The 17,135-nt window shown below is 68.2% G+C and carries 16 protein-coding genes; 12 read left to right on the top strand and 4 right to left on the bottom strand.

Translation table 11 applies throughout. The annotated features are described in order from the left end of the window. A complete protein-coding gene (locus JHD82_RS07645; RefSeq protein WP_012206598.1) occupies nucleotides 1–1,092 on the top strand; it encodes an ABC transporter ATP-binding protein in 1,092 nt (363 codons plus the stop codon). A gap of 83 nt (nucleotides 1,093–1,175) precedes the next feature. Then, the gene (locus JHD82_RS07640; protein WP_199135883.1) at nucleotides 1,176–2,087 is read left to right on the top strand and encodes a LysR family transcriptional regulator; all 912 of its coding nucleotides are present in this window, start codon (nucleotides 1,176–1,178) and stop codon (nucleotides 2,085–2,087) included. Here JHD82_RS07640 and JHD82_RS07635 read toward each other — a convergent pair. After that, nucleotides 2,060–2,707, bottom strand: coding sequence for a TetR/AcrR family transcriptional regulator (locus tag JHD82_RS07635; protein WP_199135882.1), 648 nt, complete (start codon nucleotides 2,705–2,707; stop codon nucleotides 2,060–2,062). The genes JHD82_RS07640 and JHD82_RS07635 overlap by 28 nt on opposite strands. A gap of 320 nt (nucleotides 2,708–3,027) precedes the next feature. Between JHD82_RS07635 and JHD82_RS07630 the strand changes: the two genes are divergently transcribed. The 3 genes from JHD82_RS07630 to JHD82_RS07620 all read left to right on the top strand — a co-directional run bounded on the left by JHD82_RS07630 (nucleotide 3,028) and on the right by JHD82_RS07620 (nucleotide 6,734). Beyond that, a complete protein-coding gene (locus JHD82_RS07630; RefSeq protein ID WP_097201753.1) occupies nucleotides 3,028–4,452 on the top strand; it encodes an amino acid permease in 1,425 nt (474 codons plus the stop codon). 21 nt (nucleotides 4,453–4,473) lie between these two features. After that, a complete protein-coding gene (hppD, locus tag JHD82_RS07625) occupies nucleotides 4,474–5,568 on the top strand; it encodes a 4-hydroxyphenylpyruvate dioxygenase (protein ID WP_199135881.1) in 1,095 nt (364 codons plus the stop codon). 104 nt (nucleotides 5,569–5,672) lie between these two features. Continuing rightward, nucleotides 5,673–6,734: an aldo/keto reductase gene (locus JHD82_RS07620; protein ID WP_199135891.1), complete on the top strand. Its 1,062-nt coding sequence runs from the start codon at nucleotides 5,673–5,675 to the stop codon at nucleotides 6,732–6,734. A gap of 17 nt (nucleotides 6,735–6,751) precedes the next feature. On the opposite strand, the gene JHD82_RS07615 is transcribed toward JHD82_RS07620, so the two are convergent. From JHD82_RS07615 to JHD82_RS07605, 3 genes are read right to left on the bottom strand one after another with little or no spacing between them, the layout of a single operon-like run. Further along, entirely contained in the window at nucleotides 6,752–7,381 is a 630-nt protein-coding gene (locus tag JHD82_RS07615; RefSeq protein WP_199135880.1) for a hypothetical protein, read from the bottom strand. Then, entirely contained in the window at nucleotides 7,378–7,593 is a 216-nt protein-coding gene (locus JHD82_RS07610; protein ID WP_013801570.1) for a helix-turn-helix transcriptional regulator, read from the bottom strand. Before JHD82_RS07610 ends, JHD82_RS07615 begins: the two co-directional genes overlap by 4 nt. Nucleotides 7,594–7,595: 2 nt before the next feature. Further along, entirely contained in the window at nucleotides 7,596–8,144 is a 549-nt protein-coding gene (locus JHD82_RS07605; protein WP_013801571.1) for a DUF2975 domain-containing protein, read from the bottom strand. A gap of 57 nt (nucleotides 8,145–8,201) precedes the next feature. On the opposite strand from JHD82_RS07605, the gene ybaK reads away from it, so the two are divergent. The 7 genes from ybaK (at nucleotide 8,202) to JHD82_RS07570 (ending at nucleotide 17,118) form a co-directional block, all read left to right on the top strand. Then, complete coding sequence (gene ybaK / locus JHD82_RS07600) at nucleotides 8,202–8,696, top strand: Cys-tRNA(Pro) deacylase (protein ID WP_012206589.1); 495 nt, start codon at nucleotides 8,202–8,204, stop codon at nucleotides 8,694–8,696. A gap of 168 nt (nucleotides 8,697–8,864) precedes the next feature. After that, the gene (gene plsY, locus JHD82_RS07595) at nucleotides 8,865–9,545 is read left to right on the top strand and encodes a glycerol-3-phosphate 1-O-acyltransferase PlsY (protein ID WP_012206588.1); all 681 of its coding nucleotides are present in this window, start codon (nucleotides 8,865–8,867) and stop codon (nucleotides 9,543–9,545) included. Nucleotides 9,546–9,643: 98 nt separating this feature from the next. Beyond that, nucleotides 9,644–11,176, top strand: a complete 1,533-nt coding sequence (locus tag JHD82_RS07590) for a DUF4178 domain-containing protein (RefSeq protein ID WP_199135879.1) — start codon at nucleotides 9,644–9,646, stop codon at nucleotides 11,174–11,176. 18 nt (nucleotides 11,177–11,194) lie between these two features. Beyond that, complete coding sequence (locus JHD82_RS07585) at nucleotides 11,195–11,413, top strand: DUF350 domain-containing protein (RefSeq protein ID WP_199135878.1); 219 nt, start codon at nucleotides 11,195–11,197, stop codon at nucleotides 11,411–11,413. A gap of 189 nt (nucleotides 11,414–11,602) precedes the next feature. Next, nucleotides 11,603–13,741, top strand: coding sequence for a TonB-dependent siderophore receptor (locus JHD82_RS07580; protein ID WP_199135877.1), 2,139 nt, complete (start codon nucleotides 11,603–11,605; stop codon nucleotides 13,739–13,741). Nucleotides 13,742–13,828: 87 nt separating this feature from the next. Then, nucleotides 13,829–15,373, top strand: a complete 1,545-nt coding sequence (locus tag JHD82_RS07575; RefSeq protein ID WP_034395892.1) for a polyamine aminopropyltransferase — start codon at nucleotides 13,829–13,831, stop codon at nucleotides 15,371–15,373. Next, nucleotides 15,352–17,118: an FAD-dependent oxidoreductase gene (locus JHD82_RS07570; RefSeq protein WP_199135876.1), complete on the top strand. Its 1,767-nt coding sequence runs from the start codon at nucleotides 15,352–15,354 to the stop codon at nucleotides 17,116–17,118. Before JHD82_RS07575 ends, JHD82_RS07570 begins: the two co-directional genes overlap by 22 nt. Nucleotides 17,119–17,135 lie beyond the last annotated feature (17 nt).

Raw genomic sequence — 17,135 nt, 5'->3', positions numbered from 1 at the left:
ATGCACCTGGACCCTGTCTCCCTCGAATGCAGGCACATCAGCCTGAGCTACGGCAGCAACGAAGTGCTGCGCGACGTCAACCTCAAGATCGAGCCCGGCGAGTTCTTCGCGCTGCTGGGGCCTTCGGGCTCGGGCAAGTCCACGCTGCTGCGGCTGATCGCGGGCTTCAACCGGCACCAGCGCGGCGAGCTGCTGGTGGGCGGGCAGGACATCACGGGGGTGCCGCCGCATGCGCGCAACATCGGCATGGTGTTCCAGAACTATGCGCTGTGGCCGCACATGACGGTGTACGACAACGTGGCCTTCGGCCTGGTCGAGCGCCGCGAAAGCCGCGACACCATCCGCCGCAAGGTGGGCGAGGTGCTGGAGCTGGTGGGCCTGTCGCAGTACGCGCAACGCCGCCCGGGCCAGCTGTCGGGCGGGCAGCAGCAGCGCGTGGCGCTGGCGCGCACCGTGGTGATCGCGCCCAAGCTGCTGCTGCTGGACGAGCCGCTGTCCAACCTCGACAAGCAGCTGCGCGTGCAGATGCGCGAGGAACTGCGCAGCCTGCAGCGCAAGCTGGGCCTGACCACCATCTTCGTCACCCACGACCAGGAAGAGGCCATGACCACGGCCGACCGCATGGCCGTGCTGGACAAGGGCGTGCTGCAGCAGGTGGGCTCGGCGGCGGGGCTGTACGACTATCCGGCCAACCGCTTCGTGGCGGGCTTTGTCGGCACGGCCAATGTGCTGGAGGGCGAGGTGCTGCCGACGATAGGCGAGTCGCTGGTCTTCAAGGTGCCGGGCCTGGGCACGCTGACCCTGCCGCGCCCGGCCCAGCCGCCCGTGCCGGGGCGCGCGGCGCTGGCCTTCCGGCCGCACCAGGTGCAGATTGCGGTGCGCGACGATGCGGGCGATGCCTCGCGCGTGTGGGTGGAAGGGCAGATCGAGAGCGCCGAATTCCTGGGCGAGTTCTCGCGCTACCGCGTGCGCGTGGGCGAGGTGGCCGTGGTCGCCGACCAGGCGCATTACGCGGGCATTGCCATGTTTCCCATGGGCATGCCGGTGCGCCTGGGCATCGAGCCCACGCAGCTGCGCTACCTCGATGAGTGAACGATGAGACGGCTAGGGATGTTCCCTGAAACCCGGGCCTGCCCGGGCCGCAGGCCCTGGCGCCTGCGCTAGGCTGGCCGCCCATGGAGATGTATCAGCTGCGCGCCTACGTCACGGCGGCCACGCTGGGCAGCGTCACGCGCACGGCCGAGGCCCTGCACCTGACCCAGCCCGCCATCACGGCCCAGATCAAGGCGCTGGAGGAAGAGCTGGGCGTGGCGCTGTTCGACCGGCGCCCGGGCCGCATCAGCCTCACGCGGGCCGGCGAGGCCCTGATGGAGCCCGCCCGGCAGGTGCTGGATGCGGCAGGACGCCTGCAGGGCCAGGCCCGCGAGCTGCAGGGCGAGATCACCGGCCAGCTGCTGCTGGGCACGGTGGCCGACCCCGAGGCGCTGCGCCTGGGCTCGCTGCTGCACGGCCTGGTGGAGGCGCTGCCGCTGCTGGACATCAAGACACGCCAGGGCTGGGCCGAGGAGTTGCGCGCGCAGGTCGCGGCCGGCGGCCTGCAGGGCGCGTTCTACATCGGCGCCCACATGCCGCGCGACCTGGGCGCCCTGGTGCTGCAGACACTGCACTACCGCGTGGCGGCGCCGCCCGCGCTGCGCGAACGCGTCCTGCAATCGGGCTGGAAGGACCTGGCGCAACTGCCCTGGATCGGCGCACCCGCGCAGCACCATGAGCAGGCCCTGCTGCTGGCGCTGTTCGCCCGCCAGGGGCTGAGCCCCAATCAGATCGTGGAAAGCGATGCCGCCGCCGCGCCCGAGAGCCTGGTGCGCGCCGGCCTGGGCCTGGCGCTGCTGCGCGAGGACCGCGCCCTGGCCGCGGCCGAGCATGGCTGCGTGGCCATCTGGCCGCATGCGCGCGTGTCGGCGCAGCTGGGCTTCATCCACCCGCGCGAGGCCGAGCACGACCCGGCCCTGGTGGCCACGCTGTCGCAGCTGCGCAGGGTCTGGGGACTGACCGAGGTTCAGGCGCCGCCGCCGCCGCCGGCCTGAGGGGTGCCTGCCTGGACGATGGCCTCGACCAGCGCATCGAGGCTGCCCTGGCGTTCCTGCTCGCCCACCTCGAACAGCTCCAGCACGCCGGTGCCGCGCAGGATGGCGAAGGCCATGGCCGCAAAGCCCTGGGGGCGGGGATGGTGGGCCGCGATCTCGGGGAAGACGTCCAGGAAGCGGGTATAGAACACGCTGTCCACATGTACCCGGCGCGCGTCCACGCGGTCGAACAGCGAGGGGGAGGCCTTGCAGCCGAAGAACATGCTCCAGGCCGCCTGGTAGTTGGCCGCACCGAAGATGTTGTCCCAGGCCAGGGTGACGAAGGTCTGTGCGCGTTCGCGCAGGGGCAGGGCCTTGTCGGGCCAGACCGTGCCCTGGTCGCTCAGTGGCTCCATGACCTCGATGACCAGCCGCTCCATCAGCGCATCGCGGCTCTCGAAGTGGTGCTGCAGCGCGCCCAGCGACACATCGGCGCCGCGCGCGATGGCCTGCAGCGTGGCGCTCTTGAAGCCGCCCTCGCGCAGCAGCGCCAGGGCGGAGTCGATGATCTTGCGTTGCGTTGTCTCCACACGCTCGGTCTGCGGCGTGCGTGCGCGCCGCTGCGTGGCGGACGTCGTCATGTTCTGGGCTCCAGAGGGCAAAAAAATAATAGTAGATTGTTTTTGTTTGTTGCGGGCGTTCAACCGTTGCCGCAGTGCGGCATGGCGGGCGGCAATGCGTCGATCGCCCTCGCTACTCCTTCTTTTTGGGCTTGTCCATAGGGATAAATTACAAGAAATAATAATTTATTGTTTTTTATAGTTGATACCCATCAACAAGGGGCGCACAAGGCCCCGCATTCCAACAGGCACCCCACGAGGAGACATTGCCGTGAAGACCACCGAAGTGTTCCAACCCCTGCGCCGCCGCGCGCCTTGCTGAGAGCCGGAGCACCCCCTTGATGCACAGTTCTTCTTCGCAGGGCCATCTGGAGCGCAGGCTCAAGAACCGCCATATCCAGCTCATCGCGCTGGGCGGCACCATTGGCACGGGCCTGTTCCTGGGCTCGGCCGGCATCATCGAGCTGGCCGGCCCGTCCGTGCTGCTCGGCTACGCCATTGGCGGGCTGATCATCTTTTTCATCATGCGTTTCCTGGGCGAGATGCTGGTCGAGGAACCCAACGCGGGCTCGTTCAGCTATTTCGCCAACCGCTACCTGGGCCGCTTCGCGGGCTTTCTGGCGGGCTGGAACTGTGTGGCGCTGTATGTGCTCGTGGGCATGCTGGAGCTGACGGCCGCAGGCAAGTTCATCCAGTTCTGGTGGCCCGGCATACCCACCTGGGTGACGGCGGCGGTGTTCTTCGTGCTGATCAACGGCGTGAACTTCATCAACGTCAAGGCCTATGGCGAGTTCGAATTCTGGTTCGCGCTGATCAAGATCGCGGCCGTGCTGGCCATGATCGCTGCGGGCGTGTATCTGCTGGCCAACGCCGACCGGCCCGAGCAGACCGTGCGCAACCTGTGGACGCACGGCGGCTTCTTTCCCAACGGCTTCTCAGGCCTGGTGATGGCCTTCGCCTTCATCATGTTCGCCTTCGGCGGCGTGGAGATGCTGGGCTTCGCGGCGGCCGAGACCGACCAGCCGCGCACCGTCATCCCCAAGGCCGTGAACCAGCTCATCTACCGCGTGCTGGTGTTCTACATCGGCTCCATGGCCGTGCTGATGTCGCTGATGCCCTGGACCGACCTGCTGGGCCAGCTCAAGGCCGGCGGCGACACCTACAGCAGCAGCCCCTTCGTGCTGGTGTTCTCGGGCCTGGGCGAGAACACTGCCGCCCACCTGCTGAACTTCGTGATCCTCACGGCCACGCTGTCGGTCTACAACAGCATGGTCTACAGCAACAGCCGCCTGCTGTACGGCATGGCCAGCGAAGGCAATGCGCCGCGCTCGCTGATGCAGGTCAACCGCCGCGGCGTGCCGGTGCGGGCCATCGTCTATCCGGCCATCTTCACGGCGCTGGCCATCGTGCTGAACTATGTGGCGCCGGCCGGCGTGCTGGAGTTGCTGATGTCGCTGATCGTGGCGGCCCTGGTGATCACCTGGACCATCATCATCGTGGCGCACTGGCGCTTTCGCCGGGCGCATGTGGCGCGCAAGACCGTGCTGGGCTTTCCCGCACCGGCCGCGCCGCTGACCAACGCCATCTGCCTGGCTGCCATGGCCCTGGTGGTGGGCGTGATGCTGCTGACACCGTCGGTGCGGTCCTCCGCGCTGGCCATTCCGATCTGGGTCCTGGTGGTCTACGGGGCCTATCGCCTCGTGTTCCGCCAACGTCCCACGCCTGTGCTGGAATCCGTACTGGAACCCGCGCACATCCCCCGTTGAAACCTTCAAGGAGAACCAACCATGGCAGACCTGTTCGACAACCCGATGGGCCTGATGGGCTTCGAATTCGTGGAATTCGCGTCGCCCGCGCCCGGCGTGCTGGAGCCGCTGTTCGAGAAGCTGGGCTTCACCCTGGTGGCCAAGCACCGTTCCAAGAACGTGCTGCTGTACCGCCAGGGAGGCATCAACTTCATCATCAACAATGAGCCGGGTCAGGCCGCCTATTTCGCGGCCGAGCACGGCGCCTCGGCCTGCGGCCTGGCCTTCCGCGTCAAGGACGCGCACCAAGCCTACAAGCGTGCGCTGGAGCTGGGCGCGCAGCCCGTGGAAATTCCCACCGGCCCCATGGAATTGCGCCTGCCGGCCATCAAGGGCATCGGCGGCGCGCCGCTGTACCTGATCGACCGCTTCGACGAAGGCAAGTCCATCTACGACATCGACTTCGAGTTCCTGCCCGGCGTGGACCGCAACCCCAAGGGCCACGGCTTCCACGTGGTGGACCACCTGACGCACAACGTCTACCGCGGCCGCATGACCTACTGGGCGGACTTCTACAGCAAGCTGTTCAATTTCCGCGAGATCCGCTACTTCGACATCTCGGGCGAGTACACCGGCCTGGCCTCCAAGGCCATGACGGCGCCCGACGGCCTGATCCGCATTCCGCTGAACGAGGAATCGCGCCAGGGCGGCGGCCAGATCGAGGAGTTCCTCATGCAGTTCAACGGCGAGGGCATCCAGCACATCGCGCTGCTGACGGACAACCTGCTGGACTCCATCGACCAGCTGCAGATGGCCGGCATTCCGCTGCTGACCGCGCCCAACGACATCTACTACCAGAACCTGGAAGGCCGCCTGCCCGGCCACGGCCAGCCCGTGGGCGAGCTGCAGGCGCGCGGCATCCTGCTGGACGGCACGACCGAGGGCGGCCAGCCGCGCCTGCTGCTGCAGATCTTCTCCCAGCCCATGCTGGGCCCCGTGTTCTTCGAGTTCATCGAGCGCAAGGGCAACTACCGCGAGGGCTTCGGCGAAGGCAATTTCAAGGCCCTGTTCGAGTCCATGGAGCGCGACCAGATCAACCGCGGCGTGCTGCGGGCCGAGGCACCGCAGGGCGCCTGATCCCGACGGACGCAGCGCGCCCGTCCGGCCCTGGCCGGGTGGGCGCGCTGTCGTCAGGGTAAACACGGACGGCCCTACACTCGGTGCCCATGAATTCCCCCTCGATGCAACCGGTGGCGCTCGGTCAAAGCGCATTGCAAGTCAGCCCCATCTGCCTGGGCACCATGACGTTCGGCGAGCAGGTCGGCGAGGCCGAGGCCTTTGCCATCATGGACCGCGCGCTGGAGCGCGGCGTGGACTTCTTCGACACGGCCGAGATGTATGCCGTGCCCGCACGCGCCGAAACCTGCGGCGCCACCGAAACCATCATCGGCCGCTGGTTCGCCCAGCGCCCCGGCGCGCGCGCCAAGGTCGTGCTGGCCACCAAGGTGGCCGGTCCTTCGCGGGGCATGCCCTGGGTGCGTGACGGCAAGGGCATGACGGCGGCCGACATCGCCGCCTCCTGCGAAGGCAGCCTGCGCCGCCTGGGCACGGACGTGATCGACCTCTACCAGATCCACTGGCCCGAGCGCAACGTGCCGGCCTTCGGCCAGCTGTACTACGACCCGTCCAAGGAAAGCTCGCAGACCGGCATCCACGAGCAGCTCGAGGCGCTCGGCCGTCTGGTCCGGGAAGGCAAGGTGCGCCAGATCGGCCTGTCCAATGAAACGCCCTGGGGCGTGCACGAATTCGTGCGCCTGGCCGAGCAGCACGGCCTGCCGCGCGTGGCCTCGGTGCAGAACGCCTACTGCCTGCTCAACCGCAGCTGGGAAAACGGCATGGACGAAAGCTGCCACCGCCTGGGTGTCTCGCTGCTGGCCTATTCGCCGCTGGCCTTCGGCCTGCTCACGGGCAAGTTCGACGTGCATGCGCCCACCGATCCCGCTGCGCCGCAGGCCGCACGCATTGCGCGCTACGAGTCCGTGCGCAAGCAGCGCTGGGGGCGGCCCGAAGCCCTGGCTGCCGCGCGCCGCTACAACGCGCTGGCGCGCGAGCACGGCATGACGCCCACGCAGCTGGCGCTGGCGTTTTGCTACACCAAGTGGCAGGTGGCCAGCACCATCATCGGCGTGACCTCGGTGGCCCAGCTCGATGAGGACCTGAACGCCTGGGGCACACAACTGTCGCCCGAACTGCTTTCGGCCATCGACGCCATCCGCTGGGAAGTGCGCGACCCTGCGCAATAGGCCTAGGCCCTGCGCCTTCAGCGGCTGCACTCGCCCTTGAGCGCAGCAGCCGCCAGCATGGGCAGGCTCAGCAGGCCCATGCCGCCGCCCTTGAACTCGCCCTTCATGCAGTCGCCCTGGGCGGCCTCGCGCATGCCGCTGGCCAGCGGGTCCTCGCGCTGCGCAGGGATCTGGGGCCTGACCAGGCCCTGCCGGGCCGCCGACTGCACGGCCTCGCGGCCTGCGGCCGAGTCCAGCAGGCGGCCCATGGCCCAGGCGCTGCGCGCGGTGTCCGGGACGGCCTCGGTGTCGGCGGCCACAGGCGCTTGCGGCGCGGCGGCTGTTGCGGCTTCCTCCGTGGCCTTTGTGGCCCCTGCGCCTTGCCTTGAAGGCGGTGCGACGGCGGCGGTGTCCGGCCGTCGCGCAGGCGCGGACGCAGGCGCCGGTCCGGGCCGGGCAGCCGCTGGAGCAGGAGAGGGGGCCGGCGTCGGCGTCGGCGTCGGCATCGGCATCGGCGTCTCGACCCAGACCACCTGAAGGCGGTGGGCCTCGGCCTGCCCGGTGCCGGGCCGCGCATTGTCCGGGGCCAGACCCTGCCACAGCAGCGCCCCATGAAGCAGCAGCGACAGCAGCAGGCCCGCGATCAGCCGCAGCCGTCCGCTGCTCAAGCCTCGGGCCCTGCCACCCATTCCAGCAGGTCGCCGGGCTGGCACTGCAGTGCCTCGCAGATGCGCTCCAGTGTGTCGAAGCGCACGCCGCGCACCTTGCCGCTCTTGAGCAGGGAAATATTCTGTTCGGTGATGCCGACCATCTCGGCCAGTTCGCGCGAACGCATCTTGCGGCGCGCCAGCATCACATCGAGGTGGACGATGATGGGCATGCTCAGACGAATCCCGCGTTCTCGTCGGCGATGCGCCGCGCCTGCAGCATCACATGGGCGATGGAGACCAGCACCACGCCGAGCAGCACCAGCAGGCCATCGTGCCAGTACAGGCCCAGCGTGACGAAGCGCTGCCCTGGCGGATTGCCCATGCTGGCCGCCACCGACATCAGCGCGCGCGTGAAGGGCAGGGCCAGCGCGCCCGCCAGCACCGTCCAGGCAAAGCGCATCAGGGCGTGCTGCGCCTGCTGGCCGAAGACACGGCCCTGCAGGTACTCGCCGAACAGTGTCCACAACTGGCGCAGCGCATACAGGCCGCAGCCCACGGGCAGCAGGCTGACCAGTGCGGTGCGCCAGCGCGCAGCCATGTCCAGCGGCTGGCCGGGCGGCATGCCCAGCAGGCCTTCCGCCTGGCCCGAAAGATCTTGCGGCGACAGCAGGGCGGCTGCCGGCAGGGCCAGCAGCGCGACGGCACCGAGCGCAATCAGGATGCGCGCCGCCTGGGAGTGGCGCCTCAGGGCGTTGCCCGCGGCGTGGGGCGTATAGTTCATGGCACAGCCTTGTATTGATGAATCGATAAAAATTTATTGTAAAACGATAAAAAATTCATGTCCAAGAAAAACTCTCATGTCAGCGAAACACCGGCCACGCAGCTGCTGCGCGCCCACAAGGTGGAGTTCACCGAGCACCCTTATGAGTACCTGGAACACGGCGGCACCGAGCACAGCGCGGCCAGCCTGGGCCTGGACGAGCACATGGTGGTCAAGACCCTGGTGATGCAGGACCAGGACGCCAGGCCGCTGATCGTGCTCATGCACGGCGACTGCAAGGTCTCCACCAAGAACCTGGCACGGCAGATCGGCGCCAAGAGCGTGGAGCCCTGCAAGCCCGAAGTCGCCAACCGCCACAGCGGCTACCTGGTCGGCGGCACCTCGCCCTTCGGCACGCGCCGCGACATGCCGGTCTATATCGAAGAGAGCATCCTGGCGCTGCCGCGCATCGCCATCAACGGCGGGCGCCGGGGCTTTCTGGTGCAGCTGGACCCGCAGGTCTGCGTGCAACTGCTGGATGCACGGCCCGTGCACTGCGCGCTGGCAGAATAGATGCCCTGAAGAAATGAACAGGACTTGCGCACACGGGAAGGCGGCCGCCGCCTCCACCGGGTTCGCGCAGGTCCTGATGAAAAACATGTGTCGGCGATCAGGGAGGGCGGGCCATCATGGCCGGCCGGATCGCGCGCCGGCGCTCCACAGACCGGCCAAGGACTTCAATTGAACGCGCTCTACCCCCTTCTCGCCACCGTGGCGGCCTACCTGATCGGCTCGCTGTCGTTCGCCGTCATCGTCAGCCGGGCCATGGGCCTGAATGATCCGCGCACCTACGGCAGCGGCAACCCCGGCGCCACCAATGTGCTGCGTTCCGGCAGCAAGGCGGCCGCAGCCGTGACCCTGTTGCTGGACGCCGCCAAGGGCTGGCTGCCCGTGGCCCTGGTGCAATGGTTCGGCAGCCGCTTCGGCCTGGGCGACGGCACGGTGGCCATGGTGGCGCTGGCCGCCTTCCTGGGCCACCTGTACCCGGTGTTCTTCCGCTTCAAGGGCGGCAAGGGCGTGGCCACGGCCCTGGGCGTGCTGCTTGGCATCAGCGTCTGGCTGGGCCTGGCGGTGGCGCTGACCTGGCTGATCATTGCCGTGTTCTTCCGCTATTCCTCGCTGGCTGCCCTGGTGGCCTCCGTGTTCGCCCCCGTCTACTACCTCCTGTGCAGTGGCGTGGTCTGGTATGCCGAGACGCCGATTGCCGCCGCCATCGTCGCCATGGCGGCCCTGCTGATCTGGCGCCACCGCGAGAACATCCAGCGCCTGATGGCCGGCAAGGAATCCAGGCTGGGCAGCAAGAAGGCCGACGCCGCCACTGCGCCAGCCAAGCCCGGCACTGGCAAGGGCAAGCCGCATTGACCGCCGCCGCCGCGCTGCGCTCCACGGGCGCAGCTTGCGTGAATGGCGTGGCCGGCCAGCTGCGCTCCAGGCCCTCTCACCACTGACGACCTTCCCACATGGCATCGAGTCCATCGCAGCGCGTCTACCGCGCACCTTGCCCCGGTTGCGGCGCGCCCGTGGAATTTTCCAGCGCCCAGGCCAGCTACGCCGTCTGCGAGTTCTGCCGCAGCACCGTGGTGCGCCAGGGCGATGTGCTGCAGCGCCGCGGCTCCATGGCCGAGGTCTTCGAGGACTACAGCCCCCTGCGCATCGGCGCCACGGGCCAGATGCTGCGCAACGGCAAGCCCGAGCACTTCACCCTGGTCGGGCGGCTGCAGCTCAAGAGCGAGGCGGGCGCCTGGAGCGAATGGGTGGCCGCGTTCAGCGATGGTGCGCTGGGCTTCCTGAGCGAGGACAACGGCCAGTTCGTCTGGTCCTGGCCCTGGGAGGCCGAGGCCCTGCGCAACGGGCCGTTCAAGGCCTCCGACTGGCTGCTGGGCTCGCAGCGCGTGCTGGGCGGCAAGAGCTTCACGGTCAGCAGCGTGCAGAACGCGCGGCTGGTATCGGCCCAGGGCGAGCTGGCGCAGCTGCCCGAGCCCGGCACGCCGTACCGGCTGGTGGAGCTGCGCAGCGAGCAGGGCCAGGTCCTGTCCGTGGACTTCTCGTCGCAGCCGCCTGCGCTGAGCCTGGGCGAACGCGTGGTGCTGGACGACCTCAGGCTGCAGGGCCTTCGCGACGGCGCCTCGCTCAAGAGCGAGCAGGGCCGGCACTTCAACTGCCCCAAGTGCGGCGCCGTGGTGCCTGTGCGCTTCACCACCACCAAGAGCCTGAGCTGCCCCAGTTGCGGATCGCTGGTGGACCTGAGCCAGGGTATTGGCAAGGAACTGTCCTATGCCGAACAGAACGAGCCCGTGCGCCCCGCCATCCCCCTGGGCAGCAAGGGTGCATTGGAAGGCCTGCAATGGCAGGTGGTGGGCTTTCAGCACCGCATGGGCGAGGAGGCCGGCGACGACGAGAGCTTTGGCTGGGAGGAATACCTGCTGTTCAGCCAGAAGGCCGGCTTCGCCTTCCTGGTCGATTCCTCCGATGGCTGGAGCATGGCCCGCGTGACCACGGGCGTGCCCAAGCTCTCCAAGAACCGCAGCACGGCCAAGTACATGGGCCGGCAATATCAGCTTGAATCGCGCTATACGGCCGAGACCACCTATGCGCTGGGCGAGTTCTACTGGCCCGTGCAGCGCGGCCAGACCACGCGCAATGTGGACTATGTGAGCGCAGGCGCGCAGAACAAGGCCTTTCTGGCCAGCGAGACCGAGAACGGCGAGACCACCTGGTCGCATGGCAGCGCCGTCTCGGCCACCACGCTGGCCACGGCCTTCGGCCTCAAGCAGCTGCGGGACCGCTCGCAGGTCGGCGTGATGTCGGGCAGCCGCTTCGGCCTGTGGACCATCGTCATCGGCGTGGTCATCCTGTGGCTGGTGTTCGTCATGCTGCGCGGCTGCATGTCGCGCCCGAACTGCGACCCGAACACCGATCCCAACTGCAACAGCTACACCCGCAGCAGCGGCGGCTCCTGGGGTGGCTACACCTCGGGCGGCAGCCACAAGTAAACAACGGAGAAACTGATCATGAACTTAGACTGGTTCAACCCCGCCGCCTTCTTCGGCTCGATCCTCTATGCGCTGGTGGGCGTGGTGGTGTTCTGGCTGTGCTTCATCATCATCGACAAGATCACGCCCGTGGACATGTGGGCCGAGATCGTCGAGAAGCACAACAAGGCGCTGGCCATGGTGGTGGCCGCCATGTGCCTGGGCATCAGCATCATCGTCGCTGCCGCCATCCACTGAACGGGGGCCGCCTGGCCCCCCGCACTCCCCATCTCCCGCCGACACGCAGCCCGCCTGAAAAGGTGCGGCTGCGCTGCGCATGGCGGCGTTGCTGCGTCGCAACAAATTCCTTGTTGATAGTGAGTTTGCAAATGATATTCGTTTGCATTCTAAATAGAATCGCCCCCTTCATTCGAAGAGAGGGTTTCCATGACAGACCATCAAGCTGCCCGCAGGGCAAGGCTTTCAGCGGGTGTGACCGCTGGCATCATCACCACCGCGCTGGCGGGCGCGGTCCATGCCCAGGATGCCGCTCCAGCCGATCCGGCACAGACGCAGACGCAGCCTCAACAGGCCCACACCCTGCCCACGCTGCAGGTCAACGCCTCCCAGTACGACCCTGACGACGTGCGCCCCGAAGGCGTGACCACGGCGACCAAGACCTACCTGGCGCCCAAGGACATCCCGCAGACCATCGATACGCTGGAGGTCAACAAATACAAGAGCTACGGCATCAACGACCTGGCCACCATGCTGGACGGCGTGCCGGGCGTGAACACCACCTACGACATGCGCGGCGAGGGCGTGTACATCCGCGGCTTCAAGGCCGACGAGAGCGACATCTACCGCGACGGCGTGCGCGAAAGCGGCCAGGTGCGCCGCAGCACGGCCAATGTGGAGCGCATCGAGATCCTCAAGGGACCGGCCTCGGTGCTCTACGGCCGCAGCGCGGGCGGCGGCGTGGTCAACATGGTGAGCAAGCAGGCGCGCTTCGACGCCAAGAGCAGCATCACGCTGCGTGGCGGCTCCTGGGACAACGTGGGCGGCACCATCGACATCAACCGCGTGCTCAACGAGAACGTGGCCGTGCGCCTGACGGCCGACCGCGAGCAGGCCCACAGCTTCCGCGAAGGCATACGCAACCGCAACGAGATGGTCTCGCCCAGCATCCTGGTGGACACCCGCACGGGATGGCGCTGGACCGGCCAGTACACCTATGACAACGTCTGGCGCGTGCCCGATCGCGGTCCGGTCTATGACCAGTTGCCAGCCGGCGTTTCCATCCGCAAGGGCTTCGCGGCACCGGGCGACTACGTGGAAGACCGCCTGCGCGTGCTGCGCTCCGACCTGTCCTATGACTTCAACAACCGCTGGAACCTGCGCTGGGTGGCCAGCAAGCGCGAGGCCAGCCAGGACTTCGACCACTATTTCGCCGGTACCTACCGCGCCGCGACCGGCAAGATCACGCCCAACTACGCCTGGCAGCAGACCCGCAACACCACGCTGTCCAACACGCTGGACCTGACGGGCAAGTTCAGCACGGGCAGCATCAAGCACGATCTGCTGGTGGGCCTGGAGGCCAGCGAGGAAGAGCGCGCGCCGCGCGTCGGCCAGCCCGGCAGCACCTTCGCCTATGACCCGTTCCAGCCCATCGTCTGGCCCAGCCGTCCGGTGCAGGGCAATCCGACCCAGGACAACTATCACAAGGGCAAGGGCCAGGCGCTGTACATGCAGGACCTGGTCAGCCTGACCGAGCAGTGGAAGCTGCTGCTGGGCCTGCGCTACGACAGCTACGACTTCCAGAGCACCAACAGGATCGCCAATCTCACGCGCAAGACCGACGGCAACGGCTTCAGCCCGCGCGTGGGCGTGGTGTGGCAGCCGGTGCGTGAGCACAGCTTCTATGCGTCCTGGAACAAGAGCTACTCGCCCTATGGCGGCCGCGGCATCCTGACCGTGGAAACCGCCGTGGGCGCGGTGCCGGACGACGAGCCCCAGTACTCGCGCCAGTCCGAGGTCGGCGTCAAGAGCGACTGGCTGGGCGGCGCGCTGTCCACCCAGGTCTCCGTCTACCAGCTGGAGAAGTACAACATCCGCTACCGCCCCGATCCCGAGAACGATCCCTACACCTGGGCCATCCGGGGCAAGGACCGTTCGCGCGGCATCGAGTTCAGCGCGGCCGGCCGCGTGGCCAGTTCCTGGTATGTGCGCGGCGGCGTGGCCTTCATGGAGGCCAAGGTGGCTGAAGACGCGCAAAACCCCGTCAACGTGGGCCTGTACCTGCGTGACACGGCAAAGCGCAACGGCAACCTGTTCCTGCGCTATGCGCCCAAGGGACCCTGGTACGGCGAAGTCGGCGTGACCTACACGGGCAGCCGCTTCACCAACGCCGCCAACACGGCCATCCTGCCCGGCTACTCGCGCTGGGATGCGCTGGTGGGCTGGCGCCAGGACGCCTGGACGGTGACCGTGGCGCTGTCCAACCTGTTCGACAAGCAGTACTGGCGCTCCAACTCCATGCCAGGCGCACCGCGCAGCGTTCTGGTCAGCGCCAACTACCAGTTCTGACGGCGGCGCCCGAGGCGCTGCGCTCCTTCCCGCTTTGCACGGTGTCCGTTGCACGCGGGAAGGGGCGCATCGCGCACAATACCGGCCGTGCAAACCTCAGCCCCTCTTGCCGGCGCGCAGCCGGCGCGTCCCATCGACATCGCCCTGCTGGTCAGCGTCTTCGTGATCGCGGCCTGCGGCCTGCTTTACGAACTGGCTGCGGGTGCGCTGGCTTCCTATCTGCTGGGCGATTCGGTCCTGCAGTTCTCCACCATCATCGGCAGCTACCTGTTCGCCATGGGCATAGGCTCCTGGCTGTCGCGCTATTTCGAGGACCATCTGCCCGCGCACTTTCTGCGCATCGAGCTGATGGTGGCCCTGGTCGGCGGCGCGCTGCCGGCCACGCTGTTCATTGCCAATGCCTACGCGCCCGGCGCGTTCCGGTTCCTGCTGTACGGCATGGTGCTGGTGGTGGGCACCCTGGTGGGGCTGGAGATTCCGCTGGTGATGCGCATCCTCAAGCGCAATGTGACGCTCAAGGACCTGGTGTCCCAGGTGCTGACCTTCGACTACCTGGGCGCGCTGGCCGTGTCGCTGGCATTTCCGCTGCTGCTGGTGCCCAAGCTGGGCCTGGTGCGCACGGGGCTGCTGTTCGGCTTCATGAATGCGGCGGTGGCGGTCTGGGCACTGCTGCTGTTTCGCCATGAACTGCGGCGCCCGCGCGCCCATGCCCTGGCCTGCGCGGCCGTGCTGGCCCTGTTGGGCACGGGCATCTGGGGCGCCGACCATCTGACGCGCCTGGCCGACGACCATTTCTACCAGGACCGCATCGTGCTCTCCAGCAGCTCGCCCTACCAGCGCATCGTGGTGACGCAGGGGCGCCAGGGCGCGCGGCTGTACCTCAACGGCAACCTGCAGTTCGCGCAAAGCGACGAGTACCGCTACCACGAGGCCCTGGTCCACCCCGTGATGGCCGCGCATGGCGCGCCCAAGCGCGTGGCCGTGCTGGGCGGCGGCGACGGCATGGCCGTGCGCGAGGTGCTCAAGTACCCCTCGGTGGAGTCGGTCACCCTGGTGGAGCTGGACCCGGCCATGACGGACCTGTTCAAGGACAACGCCATGCTGCGCCGGCTCAACGGCGAAGCGCTCAGCGATGCGCGCGTGCACATCCTCAATACCGATGCCTTCCACTGGCTGCAGCAGGGCGGCGATACCTTCGACGTGGTCATCGTCGATTTCCCCGACCCGACCAATTTCGCCATCGGCAAGCTGTTCACCAACAGCTTCTATGCCTTGCTGGACAAGCGCCTGGCCGCCAGCGGCTACGCCGTGGTGCAGACCACGTCGCCCCTGATCGCGCGCAAGAGCTACTGGACCGTGGTGCAGACCATCGAATCCATCGGCCTGCAGGCCACGCCCTACCACGCCCATGTGCCCAGCTTTGGCGAGTGGGGCTTCGTCATCGCCAGCCACCGGCCTTGGCGCGAGCCCGATGCCCTGCCTGCGGGCCTGCGCTTTCTGAGCGCGCAGACCATGGCGCTGATGTTCGACTTCCCGCTGGACATGGCGCGCGTTCCGGCCGAGGTCAACCGCCTGTCCAACCAGGTGCTGGTCAACACCTACGAGCGCGAATGGGGCAGGGTGGAGCGTTGAGCACCGGCCTCTCGTCCCTGTGGAGCCGGCGCCAATGGCTGCAGGGCCTGGCCGGCGGCGCGGCCCTGGGACTGGGCCTGTCCGGCTGTACGCCAACGCCACCGCGGCTTGAAGACCTGCCCGGCGGATTCAGCGGCGTGGCGCTGGAGCGCGGCCATGCCTTGCGCGCGTTCTGGCAGCGGCTGGCCCAGGGCCTGGCGCTGCCGGCACCGGCCGTGGTGCACCGTGCCAAGGTGGTGATTGCCGGCGGCGGCATGGCAGGCCTGGCCGCCGCGCGCGCACTGGAGCTGGCGGGCGTGCAGGGCGTGGCCCTGCTGGACACGCAGCAGGCCATGGGCGGCAACAGCCAGGGCGGCAGCATTGCGGGCCTGCCCTGTCCGCTGGGTGCCCACTATCTGCCCCTGCCCGGCGACGATGCGGCCGAGGTGCAGGACTGGCTGGAGGCCCTGGGCCTGCGCCAGCGCCGCGCGGGCCGCTGGCAGTACGACGAGCGCCATCTGTGCCACAGCCCGCAGGAGCGCCTGTTCTGGCAGGGCTCCTGGCATGAGGGCCTGCTGCCCGTCGATGGCGTGGCGCCGCGCACGCTGGAGCAGTACGAACTCTTTGCGCGCAGCGTGGCCCAGGAGATGGACAGGGCGGCCTTTGCCATGCCGTCCATCCGTGTCTGGCAGCGCGAGGGCCGGCTGCCCGCCGCCCATGCCGCGCTGGACGGCCAGACCATGCAGGCATGGCTGACCAGCCAGGGCATCGATGATGCGCAGCTGATCTGGTATCTGGAGTACTGCTGCCGCGACGACTTTGGCGCGGGCCTGGCGCGCGTATCGGCCTGGGCAGGCATTCACTATTTCGCCAGCCGCCATGGCTTCTCGGCCCCGCGCCGCCAGGACGAGCGCACGGCCGAAGACGCCGGCGACGCCGTGCTGACCTGGCCCCAGGGCAATGGCTGGCTGTCACAGCAGCTGGTGGCAGGGCTGGGCTCCACCGACCTGCAGACGGATTGCAGCGTGCTATCCATCGCGGAAGGTGCCGACGGTGTGGAGATCGACGTCTACCACCATGGCCGCCAGCAGCACGAGCGCTGGCTGGCCGCGCGCTGCGTGGTGGCCCTGCCCAGCTTCATCGCGGCACGCGTGGTACGCGATGCGCCGGATTTCCTGCGCGCGGTGGCGGGCCGGCTGGACTGGGCGCCCTGGCTGGTGGCCAACATCCATCTGCAGCGGCCGCTGGCCGACCGGCCCGGCGCCGATCCGGCCTGGGACAACGTGCTCTTTGCCGATCCGAATGCGGGCGGTCTGGGCTACGTGGACGCGGGCCACCAGGGCCTGGACCGGCTCACGCCCCGGCCCACGGTGCTCAGTTACTACCAGGCGCTGGGCGACTGGCCTGACGGGCGCGCGCAACTGCTGGGCCAGCCCTTCGGCTTCTGGCGGGACCGCATCGCCGGCAGCCTGCTCGTCCCCCATCCCGACCTGCTGCACAAGGCCACGCGCATGGAGATCACGCGCTACGGCCACGCCATGGCCATTCCCCGGCCTGGCGACCAGCAACTGCTCAGCCAGGTGGCGCTGCAGTCGCACCACCGGGGCCGCAGCGCGCAGTGCGCCGGCGAGCGCGTGGCCCTGCTGCCCACGCCGGGCACGCGCCGCCTGTGGTTCGCGCATTCCGACTGGGCCGGCTACTCGGTGCTGGAAGAGGCCTTCACGCGCGGCCACCATGCGGGCCTGTGGGCCGGAGCGCGGACCTGAGGCTGTTCGCGGTGGCC

The sequence above is a fragment of the Delftia sp. ASV31 genome (assembly GCF_016428765.1).
Taxonomy (GTDB): Bacteria; Pseudomonadota; Gammaproteobacteria; order Burkholderiales; family Burkholderiaceae_C; genus Comamonas; species Comamonas acidovorans.
The sequence above is the reverse complement of the archived record's forward strand: the minus strand, read 5'-3'. Positions and strand labels throughout refer to the sequence as shown.